Raw genomic sequence first — 19165 nt, 5'->3', positions numbered from 1 at the left:
TTTAACTAGAGGAGAAAGAAAATGGAAAACAAAAGTATTTTAAAAGGCGGCCTTTCAATTATTTCTCAATGTAAAAAAGAAACAAATGATATTTGGCATGCGCATTTTGGAGCAGCTGCAATTGCTAGTTATTTTTTTATGAAAGATAATAATATTGATGAAGAAACAGCTCGTAATATGTATTCGCAAACAAGGATGATGCTGAACAAGAAAAAAATTGGTGAGATGATTGATGATAAAAAAGAAATAGATTTTAAAATTGCGGAAAATATGATTATAAAATCTTTAGAACAAACGATTGATGAGCTTCATTGGGTGGGGCATAACGTCATTTATGCGTCATTAAGTTTATTAGCTATGAAAGAGCTACAAAAATGGGGTGATAATCAAGCAATTGAAGGGATTACTACTCTTATTTTATCATTTCGAAAAACAATTCCAGGTAGATCGTGGATTGGTTATACGACGAAAGAAGTAAAACAATTAAGTTTTGAAGAGGAGATACAAAGTGAATTGAGTAATCCAACACAAGTATCTCAGTTCATTTTAAATGAGTTATCGAAATTTAATAGTATTTATCGAGCGGAATCACATCATGATTTAATTGGGCATTTGCTTACATACTCCCACGCAATTAATATAATGTACGATTTAGGACATATAGATATATTTCAACGAGGGATACGTCCGCTGTTAAAACTAGTATACGTACTAAGAGCTAGCCAAAAGCTCAAGCTGAATACGGAAATAACTTTACACTCACCTATAGATCGATTACCTTTAATTCAATCTAAACGTGCAAATATTTTACCAACTGAAAATATATTTTGGATAAAAGACTATAGTGAATTCGATTGGGATTTTGGTCATGTATTTAAATTCTCATATAGTTATTTTAATCATATACAGAGAGCTCCAAATTATAAAGATATCACATTAGAAAAATTCCGTTATGTTATTCATTCTTAATGAACGTTAATGATCTGTAAAAGGATGTTTAATCTAGTTTCTTTTTTTGTTAGTAGTATATTATTTTTTCAAATATGTAAGATTTTACATGTGTATTTTACTTTTACTAATTATGTAAGTAGGCTATACTGAAATACATACATTTTATTTTTGGAGAGATGTAAAACGACATGGAACTAGCGAAATTGGAAAAAGTAATTGAAATAAAAAAAGAAGAACTTTTATATTTAGTATCGGATTATGGAATTCAACATGAAAAAGTATTGGCATTGAGTCAAGAACTAGACAAATTAATCAATTACTTTATGTTTTTAAAATAAAGAGAACTATGACGGGGTTTGTAAATGTTATAGTTCTTTTTTATTAGGTAATTTGAAAATATATTCAAATATATTGTCTAATTTCTTACAGAATGCGCAACTTGCTAGTCGAATATAAGGACTTTTGGTTATAATAAAAAGGAATTATTAATTGTATCGGTTAGGAGCGCAGCACATATGAAAACAGTTGTTGTTATCGGTGGAGGTATAACGGGACTTTCTACTATGTTTTATTTAGAAAAATTAAAAAAGGATTATAATATCGATTTAAATTTAATTCTTATTGAGAAAGAAGAGTATTTAGGTGGTAAAATCCATAGTGTGGAAGAAAAGGATTTCATTATGGAGTCAGGAGCGGATTCAATCGTTGCTCGTAATGAATATGTTATGCCACTTGTAAAAGATTTAAATTTAGAAGATGAAATGGTATATAATGAAACGGGTATTTCTTACATATATTCTGAAAACATGTTACATCCGATTCCTTCTGATACTATATTTGGGATACCGATGAGCGCCCAGTCTTTGTTTAGCAGTACGCTAGTCTCAACGAAAGGGAAAATCGTAGCTTTAAAAGATTTCATAACGAAAAATAAAGAGTTTACGAAAGATACATCACTTGCTCTATTTTTAGAAAGTTTCTTAGGGAAAGAGTTAGTGGAAAGACAAATTGCTCCTGTACTTTCAGGCGTATATTCTGGTAAATTGAATGAGCTTACAATGGCATCTACATTACCGTATTTACTGGATTATAAAAATAAGTATGGAAGTATTATTAAAGGTTTTGAAGAGAATAAAACACAATTTCAATCAGCAGGAAATAAAAAATTCGTATCATTTAAAGGTGGACTATCTACGATAATTAATCGCTTAGAAGAAGTGCTCACTGAAACTGTCGTAAAAAAAGGTGCTATAACGACGGCTGTAAGTAAACAAGAAGATCGATATGAGATTTCTTTTGTAAATCATGAAACAATACAAGCTGATTATGTTGTTTTAGCAGCTCCGCATGATATAGCACAAACTTTATTACAGTCTAATGAGTTAAATGAGCAGTTTAATACATTTAAAAACTCATCTCTTATAAGTATTTACTTAGGATTTGACATACTAGATGAACAACTACCAGCTGACGGCACAGGGTTTATTGTAACGGAAAACAGTGATTTACATTGTGATGCTTGTACATGGACAAGTCGAAAGTGGAAACATACATCGGGTAAACAAAAATTATTAGTAAGAATGTTTTATAAGAGCACCAATCCGGTATATGAAACAATCAAAAATTATAGTGAAGAAGAATTAGTACGAGTAGCTTTATATGATATTGAAAAGAGTCTCGGAATTAAAGGTGAACCAGAAGTAGTCGAAGTTACAAATTGGAAAGATTTAATGCCGACATATCATTTAGAACATAATCAAGCGGTTCAAGCATTGCAAGAAAAAATGACGAATCTTTATCCAAATATATATTTAGCTGGTGCCTCATATTATGGTGTCGGAATTGGTGCGTGTATTGGAAATGGAAAGAATATAGCCAATGAAATAATGGCTACATTAAATGAATAATACTGTAGAATAAATAAAAACTGTTCCTTCAGCAAAATGGAGGAACAGTTTTTATTTATTTTATTTGAATGGAAATTGTATTGTTTTTTACATTGTTTTCTTTTAATGTTAATGTTATTTCTCCAGACTCTTTAAATGAATACGGTGATAGTTGATAAATATCTTTTATATCATGTTTTTCTTGTAATTTATTTACCGGTATTGATATGATATTTGGCTTCCATGTTTCTTGTTTTCCTGAAGGATATTCTATAAGTATTACCGGATTTTTTAACTGTATTGTTTTCCAAGAGACAAAATATAGTTGTACTTCTGTATCTTTTTTTAATAATTCTTCGGAGAAATAACCGAATTCGCCTACATTACCGAAAACAGTATAGTTTTGATTTTTTAATTTAATATCTAAATAACTAGGTTGATATGTTACCGCATGATAAGTTCCATATGAAAGTGAGAGTATGGCAGCGATTAAAATACCGATTGAAAATGTCCTAAAGCTATTACCTTTAAAGCTAGTCATCATGAATGAGTTTGGTGTAAATTTTTTTGCGAATAAAAAAATAAGTAATATGAGTAAGAGGGATAAGCCGATGAATATATACATAGATTTTTACACCTCCATAGCGCAAAATGGATTAACTATATTTTACCATAAATGTATGAGTTAGGGTGGTTGTTTAGAAGGAAAAAATGAAGGAACAAATTCTTTACAGTTCTTGATAATTTAAAATTTGATTTATGAAAATTATAGTGTCATGTTTGAGTCGCAATCAGAAGGTATCCAATTCGTGTATATAGAATAAAGAGGGAATGCGCCATTAGAAATGTTTGACTTATGGAACAATAAGGACTTTACTAATTATACATATTTTTTCTGATATAATGAATGAGTAGAGAGAAAGGAGTGATCCTATGGCATTTCCTATATTAGAAACAGAACGCTTACGTTTAGTTGAAATAGAACAATCTTATTGTCAAAAAATATATGAAATCTTTTCATTGGATGAAGTGACGTGTTATTACGGTATGAATTCTTTTACGGAGTTTGGACAAGCTTCACGTATGATCGAATCTTTTTCAAAAAATTACTTTGAGAAAAAGGCAATACGATGGGGAATTGTGTTAAAAGAAACGAACGTTTTAATAGGAACAATTGGACTAAACAATTTACAATTATGGAGTAAACGATCTGAGATTGGATATGATCTGCATCCTCGCTATTGGGGAAATGGTTATGCTTCAGAAGCAGCTGGAGAAATTATTAATTATGGATTTAAAGATTTAGGTTTGTTTAGAATTGGAGCTATTACATATCCTGAAAATGTTACTTCTTGTAGAATGTTATCTAAAATTGGCTTCCAAAAGGAAGGGCTATTGCGCGGATATATTCATCAAGGAAATAAGCAACACGATGCATTATTGTATTCTATAGTGCGAACTGATGTTGAGGACATAAATTTATAATAAAAAAACCTCTTAATTAAAAGAGGTTTTTTTTATTATAAATTAACCTAATTTAGGTAATAAACGTTCTCCGCTTTTCATGCTACTTTTACATAAAGGGCATTTAGGCTCTTCTTCAAATGAAAAGTTCTTTCTCATCCATCCTAAACAATCCTCTGATTCACATTCCCAAACAGGGGTTTGTTCTGGTGGTACTTCTGCTACATCGTTCTTTCGATTGCGATACATGTAACCACTCCTTTTATGTAAAAAATTTTAGTTATATATTAAAAAGGTTGTTAACCTTGCTGGTAACAACCTTTTTATTGTTTGAATTATAGCTTTACAACGTTTTTAGCTTGAGGTCCGCGGTTACCTTCTTCAACTTCAAAGCTAACTTCTTGACCTTCGTCAAGAGACTTGAAGCCGTCGCCAGTGATAGCTGAGAAGTGAACGAATACATCGTTACCGTCTGCAACTTCGATGAAACCGAAACCTTTTTCGCTGTTAAACCATTTTACTTTACCTGTTAATGTCATGGTAATGCCTCCTAAAAGTAGAAAAATTACAATATGATCGGCCTTATTTGAATGAAAATAAAATTTCACATATTATCAAAAACCCATAAGGAGTACAAACTGTCCCTGATTGATACTTGATAATATGCAAAGAAAATATAGTGTTAAATTGACCTTAATTACTATCTTACAACAAATGGTGGGAAATAGCAAGTGCTGGTAATACCACTGAGTAATCTGGGTGATAATAGTAAAGGCACAAAGGAACCTCTTTTATTTATATATTATTCCTAATTGGGATTTATGCAAAATCATGTAAGAAAAACTTAGAGTAAATATTAATAATATATTTTTCGTGGTAAAATATGGTTGGTTACTGTTGGTAGTTAAATATTATAAAAGGAGAAAAGAAAGTGAAAAATAATTCATTTATAATAATTGAAGCAGCAAAAGCAGGGAGAAAAAAGGTCCATCCAGTCTTTGCTGTAATATTAGCCATTATATTTTTGACTTTAGGCGAACTTTTTATGTTATTTATGTTATTTTTACCGAAAGCTGAAACGATATTCATGAAAGGTATTTATGACAATGTTAGAATGGTGTTAACGTTTGGCGGAGCTATATTTATTTTATTTATATGGGTTCGTTTTGTAGAAAAAAGACCTTTTTCATCCATTGGCTTTTGGAAAGAGAAATGGATGAGAAAGTATTTAAAAGGTGCGTTAATAGGGTTTTTATTTATTTCAACGCCAGTTATTCTACTATTATTAATGGGGAGTGTGAAATTGCAAGTACAACATATTACCTCAACAGTGATAGTAGGAATAGTAGGATCTCTAGTTGCATTTTTAATACAAGGGGCAACGGAAGAAATTATTGTACGAGGTTGGTTATTCCCGGTTCTTTCTGTTAGAAGTCGTATATGGGTTGGAATAATTGTAACTTCATTTTTATTTGGATTTCTTCATCTACTTAATCCAGGAATTACAATATTATCTATATCGAATATAATATTAGTGGGTGTTTTCGCAGCTTTATATGTATTGAAAGAAGACGGTCTGTGGGGAATATGTGCATGGCACTCAATTTGGAACTGGGCTCAATATAATGTATATGGTTTTGCAGTTAGTGGCACAACTGTATATTCTACTCCAATTTTTAAGTCTATAACAAATGGACCAGAAACATTGCATGGAGGCACGTTCGGAATTGAAGGTAGTATCATTACAACAATCATGCTCACTGTCGCTTCAATTGTTTTATGGAGAAAGTTATGGGGAAGAAAAGCGAAACAACGAAATTTTAGTTAATGAAAGAGGGAGAAACTATGGGGATAATAGCATTTGAGGGAGCAAGCGCTGTTGGTAAAAGTACCACGTGCCGTGAATTAGAAAAGAATTATGGTGCTTATATAATAACTGAAGTGAATTCTTTATTTGAAAGACCAAAAAATGAACATAGAACATGGTATTTTGAAAAACAAGTTGAGCGCTGGAATATAGCTGTTCAGAAGTCAAAGCAATATGAATTAGTAATACTCGATGGCGATATATATCAGCCACTTAGTTATAATTGGTGTTTTCATTTTGATATATTTAATCAGCCATTATCTTTAATAGAAAATTTTTATAAAGAAAAGATGATAAATAGGGAAATTGGTTTTCCAGATCAATATTTTTATTTATATACGAACGATGAAGAACTTAGAAAACGGAAAGTATCTGATGAAACGAAAAGAAGGAGAAACTTTGAAAAACATTTACATATATCAAAATCGTTTCAGCGTTATTATGAAAATTTAAATACTGTTACAGATGGGTATTGTAAATTAATTGAGGCAAAAAGTGTAAGAAATAATGAATTAGAAATAGTGAGAAACTCACAAAATTTGAACGTGTGTGAAGAAAGACGTTTTGATGTTTCGAAGTTAGATGCTATTACGAAGTGGTTAAAAGAAAATCGTGCATAAAGTAAAAACAACGAGTGTTGTAGAACGCGCTCGTTGTTTTTTTGTTTCTTTATAAATATAAAGGAAAAATTTGTAGAATATTTTCATTATTTAACAGAATAATCTTTCGATTTTAAAGAAAAAGAAATACAATATGAGGAAGTATATATAAATAATATGATAGGGGATGGGATGCGATATTTTGAATGAAGTAACAGTTTTTATATAAGAAATAATTAGGTAGTCAGAACGGAGATATTTGGGAGGAAACAAGCGAGATGAAAACATTTTTGAAAATAATAGGTGTTATAGCTGGTATGGCGGTAATTGGAGTAGGTTTAACATATGGTATGCTGCATTATTTAAATAATAGTAAACCAGCTGCGAAAAAGGCATCACCAGCTGCTCCAGCAGTAGAAGTATTAGCTGATAGTAACGTAAAAGCAGAAGATGCAAAGCTTTTAGAAAATGGAAATTATTCATTGCCGAATAGTGGTTTTAATAAAAATTTTAAATGGACAGATGAGAACATACAGACAGCATTACATGAAATGGCACATCAAAAAGCGAAAGCTGATCAAAAGTGGGGCTATATTTTTATTACACAAGAGCGGATTGAAAGCTTAATTGATATTGTAAAGAGTAATGATCTTGTACAGGGAAGTACATATGTAGAAATTTTAGAACGATGGAAACAAGGAAAATATGAAAAGGTTGATGGGGATCATAATAAGATTTGGAAATTACAAAGTGGGAATTTAGGAGAAGGAAAAGGAGTAATGTCGGAAGCTGAGCAAAAAGAATTAATTAATCAAGTGTTTATGAACAAAGGTACATATTCAGGTAGTAAATTAATTGCAGGTGGGGGACAGACTAATAAATAGTATACTAATTAATGAAAGAGAGTAATTGCTTATTAGGCAATTACTCTTTTTCTATGTACATCTTAATATTTTAGTCTCGTTCAAGTAAGGAAAGGAACGATTGTAATACCGGGGAAATCCATCTAGATTTATGATAGATTACATAACTTTGAATAACTGTTGGAGTTTCGATAGGTTGAAAACATAGTTGTCCTTTTTGGCAACTTTCTTGTACAACGATATAAGGAAGAATTGAAATGCCTAACTCACACATAACGGATTGTTTAATGACTTCAACATTGGAAGTTTCAAATGTTTTAGCTGGAATATTTCCACTTTGACATAAAAAACGATCTACCATTGGCCTATAGCCGCAGCTTTGTTCTGTAAAAATGAACTGGGTGTCCTGTAATAACTGGAATGGATTTGTATGCGCAGAGGAATAAGCTGGTAAAATCCATCCAAATGTTTCATTACTAAAAGTACGCGTAATAAAATCATTATGTTCCATACTTTCTCCAATTATGAAGACAACGTCTGTTTCTCCTTCACGTAATTTTTGTAATGCTTGTTCATTTGTGTTTGTTTCAAGTACGATATTTACTTTCGGATTTTTCTGTTTGTAAGTACGTAATAATTGTGGTAATCGGTATACCGCTAATGATTCATTAGATGTAATACTTAATGTACCTTCTAAATAATCTATATTTTGGGGGATTTCTCGCGCTTTTTCATATATTGAAAGTAATTCTAATGCATAAGGATGAAATTGATGACCTGCTTTTGTAAGTAGCACTTTTTTCCCTAACCGATCGAAAAGAGGAATATGTAAATCGTTCTCTAAAGCTTTCATATGTGCTGTAACAGTAGATTGCGCATAACCTAGCGCATGCGCAGCCTTAGAAAAATTACCATACTTCACAATGGCGCAAAATGTTTTAACATGTCTCATTTCCATAAGCGATCCCTCTTTTATTATCATGATTTGTGAATGATTATATCATGTATTTTAATTTTCCAAATGATTAAATTCTGTATAAAATGAAATTGTAGAAATATTCATTCAGGTGATATTGGAGGAGAAAAGATGAAAAAAAAGGGCTATCATGTAGCTGTTGTTGGGGCTACAGGTGCGGTAGGGCAAAAAATTATTGAACTGTTAGAGAATGAAATGAAGTTTAATATAGTTGAAGTTACATTGCTTTCGTCAAAACGATCCGCTGGTAAGAAAGTAAGATTCAAAGGACGAGAGATAATTATAAAAGAGGCAAAAACAACTAGCTTTGAAGGTGTAGATATTGCCTTTTTTAGCGCTGGGGGAGAAGTATCTAGACAATTTGTAACTCATGCAGTTTCTAGTGGTGCGATTGTAATTGATAACACAAGTGAGTACCGAATGGCACAAGGTGTACCGCTCGTTGTTCCGGAAGTGAATGCGCATACTTTAAAGCAGCATAAAGGTATCATTGCAGTTCCAAATTGTTCAGCATTACAGATGGTAACAGCACTTCAGCCGATTCGAAAATCATTCGGTTTAGAAAGAATTATCGTTTCAACATATCAAGCCGTATCGGGTTCTGGCATTCATGCGATTCATGAATTACAAGAGCAGGCTAAGTCTATGCTTGCTGGTGAAGAAGTGAAAAGTAATATATTACCGGCGAAAAAAGATAAAAAACATTACCCAATAGCGTTTAATGTACTGCCTCAAGTAGATATATTTACAGACAACGATTTTACTTTTGAAGAAGTAAAAATGATTCAAGAAACGAAGAAAATATTAGAAGATGAAAACCTGAAAATGGCAGCTACTTGTGTACGTGTTCCAGTTGTATCAGGGCATTCAGAATCGGTTTATATAGAACTGGAAAAAGAAGCAACCGTTACGGAAATTAAGGAAGTATTAATGGATGCACCAGGTGTTATTTTGCAGGATAACCCTAGTAAACAGCTGTATCCAATGCCATTATATGCAGAAGGGAAAATAGATACATTTGTCGGAAGAATACGTAAAGATCCTGATATGCCAAACGGATTCCACCTCTGGATTGTTTCTGATAACCTATTAAAAGGTGCGGCTTGGAATTCAGTTCAAATCGCAGAGACTTTAGTAGAAAAGGGAATACTTTAATCTAGTTTGAAAAACCGGGGAATCGATAATCATTTTCCGGTTTTTATCCCGCTATTTGCTGGGCAGTAAGACCCCCACTGATTAAAGCTTCACTTTATTTAATAATTGTTTTCTTTATTTCGCCCAACTTTAATTTAAATTAGTCGTTATTGAACTTTTACAAATATCTACTTTATGTGCAGTGAAGCGTAAGGTTTTGGATTCTGCATGAATTGTTAGGTTAATAATAATCGATAACGGCATTTCGACCATTTTCACAATATCTTCTATAGCAATATACTCATTTTCTGCTTCGTTATAATAAACAACAGAACGAATTACTGCCTCGTTATTTTCAATGTCAATTTCAAACATCATAGGGAATTTTTCACCATTATGTAAGAATAGTTTGCCTAGTACGATTGAACCGTTTAGCGCCTCTGTAAAATTAGTAGTTGCTGCTGGTTTTACCCATGTTTCGTCATGTTCTTCGTTTTCCTCTTCATCTATTGCCCATTGCCAAATGGGGTTTTGTTTTAGGTCTTCAATAGTTAATTCATCAATTGGTTTGCAATTGCTCATACATAAATTCTCCTTTTGCTTTGATAAATAAGTTTCTTAGTTTCATGAATTAGATGATTGCTTATAAGTGGGGACAATGTATTGTTTTTGTTTATCGGATGTCAAATCACTTTATTTTGGAACTCTATTATTACCATAATCTTAACAAGGCAATTATCAGTTAGCAAATAATCATTAGTTGAGAGTTTTGATGAGGTCTGATGTGAAGGAAAGATAGTGAAAAACAACAGGAATGAATAAAAGTTCTTTAGTACTATGTGGTATAATATGGTAGTGTAAAGAGTGCGTTTATACAGGAGGGATTACCAATGCTAAAAGTTATGTTACCATTTGTTCTTATCTTTTTTCTTGTTATTGCGATGTATATTGCTTATCAAAAGAGAAAAAAATCTGGGATAAAAGGATTGAAAAGTGCGTTAACTTCTATTTGCTTCTTTTTACTCGCAATCTTAAATATGTTTGCATATTGGTTTCATTTTGGCGGTGCTTTTACTTGGTTATTTTCAATTGTATTATTGCTAGTTGGTGCATATTTTACAAAATATATTCCAATATCTAAAAAGGTACATTAAAATTTATAAGAGTTTAATATAATGTTTACTTTGTTTTGAAAAGAGATTATTCTACTAGATCGTTGTGAAACGGTTTCATAGGATAATCTCTTTTGTTTAGTTTTGGAAAGAACGTACTGTACTTTTTAGTTGCTCAATAAATTCTCGAGTTGCAGCACACATATATTTATCTTTTCTATAAATTAGCCCTATTTCAATTGTTGGAGTAGGGTTTTCTATTTTAATAGCTTGAATGTTTTTATTTTGTAAAAAGTCTATATATGGTTTGGGTAACACTGTAATTCCCATTCCTTTGGAAACCATTTGGATTAAAGATTCCATCGTGCTAATTTCTAAAATTGGTCTTGGTTTAAAGTTGAATTTTTGACAATGAGATGTAATTAGTTCGGTTAAAAAGAAATTTTTAGGTAAAAGAATTAAAGGGTAGTTCTGTAATTCAGCAATAGATACATGATTACGTTCAGCTAATCGATGACCAGTTGGCACGACTAATGTAAGATCGCTTTTGTATAGAGGGATAGAGATAATCTCTTTATCTTGCACCGGCAGAAATGTAATTCCAATATCTAGTTCGTTTCGTAATAATTTTTCACGAATATCTCCTGTGCGAAGCCCTAATACAGAAAGCTCTATATTGGGATATAAATTATTGAAATTTAAAATAGCTGGTGGTAGTAAATAATTTACGACGGTTAACAAAGCCCCTATTGTTAAGGAACCTTGCTGTAATCCGTTTAGATCTTGAATAGCTGAACGAGCTTGTTCGACTTCATGAAAAATGGTTTTACTATGTGATAATAAAATCTTCCCTGCTTCAGTTAAAGATATTTTTTTACCAATTCGATCGAAAAGTGGCATTCCTACTTCATGCTCTAATGCACGTATTTGTTGACTTAGTGAAGGCTGTGAAATATTTAATTTCTCAGCTGCTTTTGTGAAATGTAATTCTTTTGAAACAGCTAAAAAGTATTCAAGTTGTCGTAATTCGATTGGAATCACCTCAAGTATAATAATAGGTTATACCTATCATTATTATATAAATAATTGAATTGAACAATGATTTTAAAGGTTTTATAATCATCTTTATATAGCAGAGAGGGTTGTAAAAATTAATTGAGAGAAAATACATGTAACACCTGTAAAGGAGGAAATAGAATGGCTAATGAATATCAATTATTATCTTTAAATATAGGATTACCAAAAGAGGTTACATACGGTGGAAAGGTAATTCATACAGGCATAAATAAGAAACAAGTAAAGGAACCGGTATATTTATCCTTTGTAAAATTTAATGGGGATGGACAAGCTGACTTAGTTCATCATGGAGGAGTAGATAAAGCAGTTTGTGTTTATACTGGTGATCACTATCCATACTGGGAAAAAGAATTGAATCAAGATCTTGTATATGGGGCTTTCGGAGAAAATATAACAGTTAGTGGTATGAGCGAAGAGGATGTTTGTATTGGTGATACGTTTGAGCTAGGACAGGCAATCGTACAGGTAACACAACCAAGGCAACCTTGTTTTAAATTAGCAAAAAAATATAATATTCCAAAGTTACCACTATATTTTCAAGAAACAGGATATACAGGATTTTATTTTCGTGTATTAAAAGAAGGATGGGTATCATCAGTCGACACCTTAAAAAGACTACAGTCTGATCCAAAAGGTGTTTCAGTAGCATTCGCTAACCGTATTATGCATAAGGAAAAACAAAATATTGAAGGGGTAAAAAGGATATTAGAAGTAAATGCACTTTCAAATAGTTGGAGAAAGTCTTTTGAAAAGCGTATAAGTGGAGAAGAAATTAATACGAAGGAAAGACTTGAAGGGATAAAAGAATAAAAATATTTTATTATAAATAGTGTATTTCTATTAGTAAAAGCTAATTAGAAAGCGCTATTTTTATAAAATAAACTAATTAATATCCGAAAATCTTAATATTTTTTTATTCGACTTATTTTCAAATAGTCGAAACATAAAATTAATTAGACTTTTTTTTTATGTTTTATGATAGTATATTGATTGGTAAGACCTCTATTTTTAAGAGTAGGTCATATAAGTATATCTAATTTAATGGAATTTAACATTTGGAGGTACAACATGGGGAATGTTGAAAAATTGGCAAGTCTTCTAATAGAAGAACCGAAAAGAGAGCAGTTATTTCCTTTATTTGAAGAAGTGTTTGGAATTACAACTCAAACATTGAATGATTTTTCGGATAAAGGATATTGGGATGATACATATAAAGCTTTATCATTTTTACAAGAAGATAAAGTGATTGCAAATGTTGCAGCATTTTCACTCCCATTATTAATTAATGGTGAAAAAATAAATGCGGCGGGTATTCAATCAGTAATGACACACCCTAATTTCCGTAGACAAGGGCTAATGACACAATTAATGAGTAAAATGATAGAAGAAATTGATAAGAAATGTGAATGTGCATTATTGTTTACGGAAAAACCTGAACTATATACAGCATTTGGATTTAAAGTTGTGCAGGAATATTTGATGACTATACCATATGATAAAAATATTAATAATAACGATTCACTACTTAAAAAGTTAGATTTCTATAATATAGAGAATAGAGAGTTAATACATGAAACTATTGATAGTAGCCAAAGACTTTCAAATAGTTTTTCAACTTTAAACTTCCATCCTTCATTTTATTTGAATATGTATGATTCGGAATGGAATGAGAAATTGTATTATTCAGAGAAACTAGATGCTCTAATCGTTTATGAAGTAGACAATGAAAAGTTGAAATTATTTGGAGTATTTGCGCCAGTACTTCCGGTTTTAGATGAATTATGTGGAGAAATCAATGAAAGGTTTACGGAAATCGAATTTTATTTTTCACCGGATCAATTAGGGGTTGAGGATGTACAGTTTACAGAATTACAGTCTAGCAAGTATTTAATGGTTCGAAGTGATAAAGAGTTAGATTTTAAAGGTTATAAATTCCCAGTATTAGCGGAGTTTTAAATATTTGTATAAAGGTTTTATTATGGAGGAACTATGAATATATCATATATACCTAAACATGTTGAGCAGCTCACTATAATGAATGTCCCTGAATATTATAAAATTAATGACAAGCAGGCGTTTATTGTCCGTTCGAAAGCAGAAACAGATTTTTGGCTTAAAACACATTATGGTTTTGAAGTCATGAATGGTCATGTATTTTATAATGAAATGATGACAGACTTTCAAGCTGAAGTACAATTGTGTATGAATCCAAATTCAAAATACGATCAAGCAGGTCTTTTTGTTATGATTTCGGAAAAGTGTTGGTTGAAAACTTCATTAGAGTATATTCCAGAGGGCCCTTCTCATTTAGGAGCTGTCGTAACGAATAATGGATATTCTGACTGGTCAACGCAAGATTATCCAACTGAAGCAGCTAAGCAACAACTTCGTTTTCGAATTATTCGAAAACGCGGTGATTATACAATATATGTGAAAAAGAGCCATCAATGGGAACAAATAAGAATCGCTCATTTAATGGAGGATATAGGGAATGAGCCTATTAAAATAGGTTTTTACATGTGTAGTCCTTCTAAAAATAAGGGATTTGAGACTGAGTTTTTAAATTTTACAATTGAAGAAATATAGATGAAAAAAACCGTATTCTTTTCATTAAGAATGCGGTTTTTGTATTTACATAATATAAAGCACATTTATTGACCAGAAAGTCATTAATACTTATCATTTAATAATGTTAAATATTAATTTGCATAATATAATAAAAGTAATGAAGAAATTACAAAAAATATCAATTAAATAAGGAGGGATATGAATTATTCAGTGGTAATTTTATGGGAAAAGGAGATTATGTATGAAATCATTTCGTAAGTTATTACAGTATTTAAAACCATACATGTTCTTCGCTATTATTGGACCGCTATTTATGGTACTTGAGGTTGCGATGGACTTAATTCAACCGACTATTATGCAACATATCATTGATGTTGGGATTGCAAATCGGGATTTAAATTATGTAATAAAAATGGGGCTTCTTATGATAGGAGCAGCAGCACTCGGTTTAGTTGGAGGGCTTGGGTGTATGATGTATTCTACAAAAGCAGCTGTTAATTTCGCTACAGACATACGAAAAGATGTGTTTGCGAAAATAGAAACATTTTCTAGTAATAATCGTGATTCATTTGGAACAGGTAAATTATTAACGATCGTGACGAATGATATCACTTCCATTCAATCGGCAATGACGATGACATTACGTGTTCTCGTTCGTGGTCCACTGTTATTTATGGGAAGTATAATTATTGTTTTTGTAACAGCGCGAGAGTTATTTCCAATATTACTTGTAGTTGTTCCGATTTTATTACTTGCGATTATTTTAATTGCAAGTAAAGCAAGTGGTACATTTAAAAAGGTGCAAGAGGCATTGGACAAAGTGAATACAAAGTTACAAGAAAATTTATCTGGTGTACGTGTTATAAAAGCGTATGTAAGACAAAAATACGAAATCGCCCAATTTGGAAATGTAAATACAAATTTAACGAAGATAAATATTCGAGCTGTGCAACTTATTTCTTTAATGATGCCAATCATTATGCTAGTTGTAAGTGGCGGGATTGTCGCAACATTATGGATTGGTGGAGAAAAAGTATTCAATGGAACGCTTCAAGTAGGAGCGATTTTGGCATTTATTAATTACTTGAATATCATTTTAATGTCACTTATGTCGATTAGCATGGTATTTATTCAAATTGCGCGAGCTTTTCCATCTGCGGATCGTGTACAGCAAGTGTTAAATACCGAGGTTGATATTATAAGCGCAGCTAATGCAATCGAACCTGAGAAAATCGAGGGGAATATCGAATTTAAAAATGTTAGTTATAGTTATACGAAAAATAATGAATACGTTTTAAAGGATATTTCGTTTAGCATACAAAAAGGTGAAAAAGTAGGGATTATTGGATCAACTGGAAGTGGTAAATCTACCTTAGCGAAACTGTTACCACGTCTATATGATGTGGATCAAGGTGAAATATGTATAGATGGAATAGATGTTAAAACATATGATTTGCAAAAACTCCGTGCTTCAATAGGGTTTGTACCTCAGAAGGCTTTGTTGTTCTCAGGTAGTATAGAAGAGAATTTACGTTATGGTAAAGAAAATGCAACACATGATGAGCTGGAAGTAGCAGCTGCATCAGCTTGTGCGACTGAGTTTATCAATAAGCTGGAAGAATCTTATCGATATAATTTAACACAAGGTGCGACAAATCTATCAGGTGGACAAAAACAACGTGTATCAATTGCAAGGGCACTTGTGAGAAAACCACCGATTCTCATATTAGATGATTCTACATCAGCAGTTGATGCAAAATCAGAGGCTACTATTCAAACAGCTTTAAAAACAAAATATAAAGGCACAACGACATTATTAATCGCGTCCAAAATTTCTTCCATAATGGATGCGGATAAAATACTTGTATTAGATAATGGTGAATTAGTTGGCAATGGTACACATGAACAATTGTTAGAACGAAGTGAGGTTTATCAGGAAATTTATCTTTCCCAAGGTGGTAATTTGCATAAAGAAGGTGGGGAAGAACATGCGTAATTTTCAAGGGCAATTTGCTAATAAAGGTGGACGAAACACACCGAAGATGGGAAAAGCTAAAAATGCCCAAGGAACTGTAATGCGGATATGGAACTATATGGGCTATCAAAAAGCTGCTCTAATGTTTGTTATATTTCTAGTCGTTGTTACTACTTTACTTGGATTATTAGGTCCCTATTTTATGGGAGTCATTATAGATCAATATATTGTACCGAAAGATTTAAGTGGTACAGCAAGAATGTGTATGTTACTTATCGCGATTTACGGTGTAACTGTACTTTTAACATGGTTACAAACATTTGTCATGATTAACGTTGCATTAAAAACAATTCAAAAAATACGACAAGATATTTTTGAGAAAATCCAAACGCTTTCTTTACGGTTCTTTGATGTGCGTTCTCAAGGTGATTTAATGAGCCGTGTGACAAATGATATAGATAATTTGAACCAAGCTTTGACACAAAGTGTTGTACAAATTATTTCATCAGCGCTAACTTTTATAGGTGTAACGATTGCGATGTTCGCCTTAAATTGGATTTTAGCAATTGTAACTTTAATTACAGTACCTATTATGTTTTACGTTACAAAAAAACTAGTTGCATATAGTGGTAAAAACTTTGCGAAGCGTCAAAAAGATTTAGGTGAATTAAATGGATTTATTGAGGAAGCAATTACAGGTGCGGATGTTACGACGTTGTATGGAAAAGAAAAAGAAACTGTACAAAATTTCAATAAAATTAATGAACAGCTAAGAGTTTCAGCTACGAAGGCTGATACATTTTCAGCTTTTATTTTTCCAAGTATGAACTTTATTAATAACTTAGGTATGGGGCTTGTCATTGGGACTGGATCAGTTATGGTCTTAAACGGAATGACAACAGTAGGTGTTATTGCGGCTTTTATTAATTATTCTCGTCAATTCTCAAGACCGTTAAGTCAATTTGCGACTTTAATGAATACAATTCAAGCGGCAGTTGCTGGTGGAGAACGTGTTTTTGAGATTATGGATGAGGTACCAGAAATTCAAAATAAAAAAGACGCATTTGTTGTACAAAATTTACAAGGGCATGTTGCACTTGAGAATGTTTCATTTGGCTATGCAGAGAATAAAACGATTTTAAAAGAAGTGAGTCTTAAAGCGCAGCCAGGAGAGACAATTGCTTTAGTTGGCCCGACTGGATCAGGGAAAACAACAATCATTAATTTGTTAACTCGCTTTTACGATATACAGCAAGGACAAATTCATATTGATGGAAAAGATATAAAAGATTATGATATTAATTCTTTACGAAGTAAAATAGGAGTAGTTTTACAGGATACGTATTTATTCGCTGGTTCGATTATGGATAATATCCGTTATGGACGCTTAGATGCTACTGATGAAGAAGTTATCACTGCAGCTAAGGCAGCATCTGCACATTCTTTTATTAAGCATTTGCCAAATCAATATGAAACAGAAATTGCTTCAGAAGGATCGAATTTAAGTCAAGGACAAAAACAACTTCTTGCGATTGCACGAGCAATTTTAGCAGATGCAGATATATTAATTCTCGATGAAGCGACATCTAATATTGACACAAGAACAGAATTACAAATACAAGCAGGGCTAAATAATTTAATGAGAGGTCGCACAAGTTTTGTGATCGCTCACCGACTTAAAACAATTGAAAAAGCAGATCAAATCCTTGTTATAAAGGATGGAAGAATTTTAGAAAGAGGGAATCATGAGTCTCTTATGGAAGATAGAGGGTTTTATTTTGATCTGTATACGAGTCAGTTTAAAATTTAATAAAAAAAATGAGGTTTCTCTAGAAAAGAGAAGCCTCATTTTTTTATTTGTAAACTTTATGAATTACTTTTCTAACCAAATTAATTATCCGACCTGAAAAATACTTATACTTGCAGATACATTTGTTAAAGAGCCACCATCACTATTTGAGAGAGTGATAGTACCTGCTGAAGAGGTGTTATTTATTAAAGTCAATGTTGAAGGAACAACTGTTACGGTAAAAGCAGCAGTACCTTGATTTATTGTATGTGGTGACCCCGTACCAAAACGTCCACCTGAAATTGGTGTACCATTTAGTTGGAGGGAGAATTGGTTTTCGCGAGAAGCTTGTAATTGAAACTCTGCTACATATGTTCCTAGTGTATTAATTATAATATTTCCAGTACCTGTGATGTGGCTAAGGGCAGTTCCTGTTATAGGTCCATTTGTGTTAAAAGTAACACTACTTCCTACTGCAATTGATTGGTTAGTAGTATCAAAAACATATAGATAGTTTGTTAATCCTACACTAGCCGCCCCGGTAGGCCCAGTGGAGCCAGTAGAACCAGTAGGCCCAGTGGAGCCAGTAGAACCAGTAGGCCCAGTGGAACCAGTGAAGCCAGTAGGCCCGGTGGAACCAGTGAAGCCAGTAGGCCCGGTAGCTCCAGTGGCCCCGGTAGCCCCGGTAGCCCCGGTAGCCCCGGTAGTCCCAGTGGAGCCAGTAAGTCCAGTGGCCCCGGTAGCTCCAGTAGGTCCGGTGGCCCCGGTGGCCCCGGTAGCCCCGGTAGCCCCGGTAGCCCCGGTAGCTCCAGTGGCCCCGGTAGCCCCGGTAGCTCCAGTGGCCCCGGTAGCCCCGGTAGCCCCGGTAGTCCCAGTAGTCCCGGTAGTCCCAGTGGAGCCAGTA

At 32.8% G+C, this 19165-nt stretch carries 21 protein-coding genes; 14 read left to right on the top strand and 7 right to left on the bottom strand.

From position 1 onward, the window contains the following. The first annotated feature begins 21 nt into the window (after positions 1–21). From HMAS_RS12590 to HMAS_RS12580, 3 genes are all read left to right on the top strand, one after another. A complete protein-coding gene (locus HMAS_RS12590; RefSeq protein ID WP_000428899.1) occupies positions 22–969 on the top strand; it encodes a hypothetical protein in 948 nt (315 codons plus the stop codon). A 170-nt stretch (positions 970–1139) separates the two neighbouring features. After that, a complete protein-coding gene (locus tag HMAS_RS12585; protein WP_000417698.1) occupies positions 1140–1289 on the top strand; it encodes an aspartyl-phosphate phosphatase Spo0E family protein in 150 nt (49 codons plus the stop codon). A 177-nt stretch (positions 1290–1466) separates the two neighbouring features. Next, positions 1467–2858: a protoporphyrinogen oxidase gene (locus HMAS_RS12580; protein WP_116344864.1), complete on the top strand. Its 1392-nt coding sequence runs from the start codon at positions 1467–1469 to the stop codon at positions 2856–2858. A gap of 55 nt (positions 2859–2913) precedes the next feature. Here HMAS_RS12580 and HMAS_RS12575 read toward each other — a convergent pair whose 3' ends face one another. Continuing rightward, on the bottom strand, positions 2914–3462 hold the full coding sequence (locus HMAS_RS12575) for a hypothetical protein (protein WP_000275249.1): 549 nt from the start codon (positions 3460–3462) through the stop codon (positions 2914–2916). 308 nt (positions 3463–3770) lie between these two features. Between HMAS_RS12575 and HMAS_RS12570 the strand changes: the two genes are divergently transcribed. Continuing rightward, positions 3771–4322 carry a GNAT family N-acetyltransferase gene (locus HMAS_RS12570; RefSeq protein ID WP_000885392.1) on the top strand — a complete coding sequence of 184 codons (552 nt, stop codon included), beginning with the start codon at positions 3771–3773 and terminating at the stop codon, positions 4320–4322. Positions 4323–4364: 42 nt separating this feature from the next. Here the strand turns inward: HMAS_RS12570 and HMAS_RS12565 are convergent, their stop codons facing one another. Together HMAS_RS12565 and cspD are read right to left on the bottom strand one after the other, a co-directional pair. Beyond that, complete coding sequence (locus HMAS_RS12565) at positions 4365–4550, bottom strand: cold-shock protein (protein WP_000286203.1); 186 nt, start codon at positions 4548–4550, stop codon at positions 4365–4367. A gap of 86 nt (positions 4551–4636) precedes the next feature. After that, the gene (gene cspD / locus HMAS_RS12560; RefSeq protein ID WP_000176366.1) at positions 4637–4840 is read right to left on the bottom strand and encodes a cold-shock protein CspD; all 204 of its coding nucleotides are present in this window, start codon (positions 4838–4840) and stop codon (positions 4637–4639) included. 392 nt (positions 4841–5232) lie between these two features. Between cspD and HMAS_RS12555 the strand changes: the two genes are divergently transcribed. From HMAS_RS12555 to HMAS_RS12545, 3 genes are all read left to right on the top strand, one after another. Continuing rightward, the gene (locus tag HMAS_RS12555) at positions 5233–6129 is read left to right on the top strand and encodes a CPBP family intramembrane glutamic endopeptidase (RefSeq protein WP_000794817.1); all 897 of its coding nucleotides are present in this window, start codon (positions 5233–5235) and stop codon (positions 6127–6129) included. After that, positions 6129–6788, top strand: a complete 660-nt coding sequence (locus tag HMAS_RS12550; protein ID WP_116344863.1) for an AAA family ATPase — start codon at positions 6129–6131, stop codon at positions 6786–6788. The genes HMAS_RS12555 and HMAS_RS12550 overlap by 1 nt, the downstream gene beginning before the upstream one ends. A 257-nt stretch (positions 6789–7045) precedes the next feature. Further along, on the top strand, positions 7046–7651 hold the full coding sequence (locus HMAS_RS12545) for a PRK06770 family protein (protein WP_000846982.1): 606 nt from the start codon (positions 7046–7048) through the stop codon (positions 7649–7651). Between the two features lie 70 nt (positions 7652–7721). On the opposite strand, the gene HMAS_RS12540 is transcribed toward HMAS_RS12545, so the two are convergent. Further along, positions 7722–8588: a LysR family transcriptional regulator gene (locus HMAS_RS12540; protein WP_116344862.1), complete on the bottom strand. Its 867-nt coding sequence runs from the start codon at positions 8586–8588 to the stop codon at positions 7722–7724. A gap of 129 nt (positions 8589–8717) precedes the next feature. On the opposite strand from HMAS_RS12540, the gene HMAS_RS12535 reads away from it, so the two are divergent. Continuing rightward, positions 8718–9761: an aspartate-semialdehyde dehydrogenase gene (locus tag HMAS_RS12535; RefSeq protein WP_000726549.1), complete on the top strand. Its 1044-nt coding sequence runs from the start codon at positions 8718–8720 to the stop codon at positions 9759–9761. Between the two features lie 129 nt (positions 9762–9890). On the opposite strand, the gene HMAS_RS12530 is transcribed toward HMAS_RS12535, so the two are convergent. Continuing rightward, on the bottom strand, positions 9891–10322 hold the full coding sequence (locus HMAS_RS12530; RefSeq protein WP_116344861.1) for a hypothetical protein: 432 nt from the start codon (positions 10320–10322) through the stop codon (positions 9891–9893). A 308-nt stretch (positions 10323–10630) separates the two neighbouring features. Between HMAS_RS12530 and HMAS_RS12525 the strand changes: the two genes are divergently transcribed. Next, complete coding sequence (locus tag HMAS_RS12525; RefSeq protein WP_000921856.1) at positions 10631–10894, top strand: hypothetical protein; 264 nt, start codon at positions 10631–10633, stop codon at positions 10892–10894. Between the two features lie 96 nt (positions 10895–10990). Here the strand turns inward: HMAS_RS12525 and HMAS_RS12520 are convergent, their stop codons facing one another. After that, on the bottom strand, positions 10991–11893 hold the full coding sequence (locus HMAS_RS12520; protein ID WP_000612241.1) for a LysR family transcriptional regulator: 903 nt from the start codon (positions 11891–11893) through the stop codon (positions 10991–10993). A gap of 156 nt (positions 11894–12049) precedes the next feature. Between HMAS_RS12520 and HMAS_RS12515 the strand changes: the two genes are divergently transcribed. The 5 genes from HMAS_RS12515 to HMAS_RS12495 all read left to right on the top strand — a co-directional run bounded on the left by HMAS_RS12515 (position 12050) and on the right by HMAS_RS12495 (position 18282). Next, complete coding sequence (locus HMAS_RS12515) at positions 12050–12739, top strand: MOSC domain-containing protein (protein WP_001262998.1); 690 nt, start codon at positions 12050–12052, stop codon at positions 12737–12739. A gap of 258 nt (positions 12740–12997) precedes the next feature. Beyond that, complete coding sequence (locus tag HMAS_RS12510; protein ID WP_000528675.1) at positions 12998–13885, top strand: GNAT family N-acetyltransferase; 888 nt, start codon at positions 12998–13000, stop codon at positions 13883–13885. A gap of 33 nt (positions 13886–13918) precedes the next feature. Next, positions 13919–14515, top strand: a complete 597-nt coding sequence (locus HMAS_RS12505; protein ID WP_116344860.1) for a DUF1349 domain-containing protein — start codon at positions 13919–13921, stop codon at positions 14513–14515. Between the two features lie 223 nt (positions 14516–14738). Continuing rightward, complete coding sequence (locus HMAS_RS12500) at positions 14739–16493, top strand: ABC transporter ATP-binding protein (RefSeq protein ID WP_000834788.1); 1755 nt, start codon at positions 14739–14741, stop codon at positions 16491–16493. Then, the gene (locus HMAS_RS12495) at positions 16486–18282 is read left to right on the top strand and encodes an ABC transporter ATP-binding protein (protein WP_001243556.1); all 1797 of its coding nucleotides are present in this window, start codon (positions 16486–16488) and stop codon (positions 18280–18282) included. Before HMAS_RS12500 ends, HMAS_RS12495 begins: the two co-directional genes overlap by 8 nt. An 84-nt stretch (positions 18283–18366) precedes the next feature. On the opposite strand, the gene HMAS_RS12490 is transcribed toward HMAS_RS12495, so the two are convergent. Further along, positions 18367–19165, bottom strand: a 799-nt coding sequence (locus tag HMAS_RS12490) for a collagen-like triple helix repeat-containing protein (protein ID WP_205420391.1), incomplete at its 5' end; no start/stop codon positions are given.

It is taken from the genome of Bacillus sp. HMA207 (assembly GCF_003402455.1).
GTDB lineage: Bacteria > Bacillota > Bacilli > Bacillales > Bacillaceae_G > Bacillus_A > Bacillus_A cereus.
The sequence above is the reverse complement of the archived record's forward strand: the minus strand, read 5'-3'. Positions and strand labels throughout refer to the sequence as shown.

What these genes read in the sequence shown, in the direction of transcription:
- HMAS_RS12545 (WP_000846982.1), top strand. Translation starts at nt 7,046, where the DNA reads ATGAAAACATTTTTGAAAATAATAGGTGTTATAGCTGGTATGGCGGTA.
- HMAS_RS12495 (WP_001243556.1), top strand. Translation starts at nt 16,486, where the DNA reads ATGCGTAATTTTCAAGGGCAATTTGCTAATAAAGGTGGACGAAACACA.
- HMAS_RS12590 (WP_000428899.1), top strand. Translation starts at nt 22, where the DNA reads ATGGAAAACAAAAGTATTTTAAAAGGCGGCCTTTCAATTATTTCTCAA.
- HMAS_RS12500 (WP_000834788.1), top strand. Translation starts at nt 14,739, where the DNA reads ATGAAATCATTTCGTAAGTTATTACAGTATTTAAAACCATACATGTTC.
- HMAS_RS12530 (WP_116344861.1), bottom strand. Translation starts at nt 10,322, where the DNA reads ATGAGCAATTGCAAACCAATTGATGAATTAACTATTGAAGACCTAAAA.
- HMAS_RS12525 (WP_000921856.1), top strand. Translation starts at nt 10,631, where the DNA reads ATGCTAAAAGTTATGTTACCATTTGTTCTTATCTTTTTTCTTGTTATT.
- HMAS_RS12505 (WP_116344860.1), top strand. Translation starts at nt 13,919, where the DNA reads ATGAATATATCATATATACCTAAACATGTTGAGCAGCTCACTATAATG.
- HMAS_RS12580 (WP_116344864.1), top strand. Translation starts at nt 1,467, where the DNA reads ATGAAAACAGTTGTTGTTATCGGTGGAGGTATAACGGGACTTTCTACT.
- HMAS_RS12570 (WP_000885392.1), top strand. Translation starts at nt 3,771, where the DNA reads ATGGCATTTCCTATATTAGAAACAGAACGCTTACGTTTAGTTGAAATA.
- HMAS_RS12550 (WP_116344863.1), top strand. Translation starts at nt 6,129, where the DNA reads ATGAAAGAGGGAGAAACTATGGGGATAATAGCATTTGAGGGAGCAAGC.
- HMAS_RS12510 (WP_000528675.1), top strand. Translation starts at nt 12,998, where the DNA reads ATGGGGAATGTTGAAAAATTGGCAAGTCTTCTAATAGAAGAACCGAAA.
- HMAS_RS12540 (WP_116344862.1), bottom strand. Translation starts at nt 8,588, where the DNA reads ATGGAAATGAGACATGTTAAAACATTTTGCGCCATTGTGAAGTATGGT.
- cspD (WP_000176366.1), bottom strand. Translation starts at nt 4,840, where the DNA reads ATGACATTAACAGGTAAAGTAAAATGGTTTAACAGCGAAAAAGGTTTC.
- HMAS_RS12535 (WP_000726549.1), top strand. Translation starts at nt 8,718, where the DNA reads ATGAAAAAAAAGGGCTATCATGTAGCTGTTGTTGGGGCTACAGGTGCG.
- HMAS_RS12515 (WP_001262998.1), top strand. Translation starts at nt 12,050, where the DNA reads ATGGCTAATGAATATCAATTATTATCTTTAAATATAGGATTACCAAAA.
- HMAS_RS12585 (WP_000417698.1), top strand. Translation starts at nt 1,140, where the DNA reads ATGGAACTAGCGAAATTGGAAAAAGTAATTGAAATAAAAAAAGAAGAA.
- HMAS_RS12565 (WP_000286203.1), bottom strand. Translation starts at nt 4,550, where the DNA reads ATGTATCGCAATCGAAAGAACGATGTAGCAGAAGTACCACCAGAACAA.
- HMAS_RS12575 (WP_000275249.1), bottom strand. Translation starts at nt 3,462, where the DNA reads ATGTATATATTCATCGGCTTATCCCTCTTACTCATATTACTTATTTTT.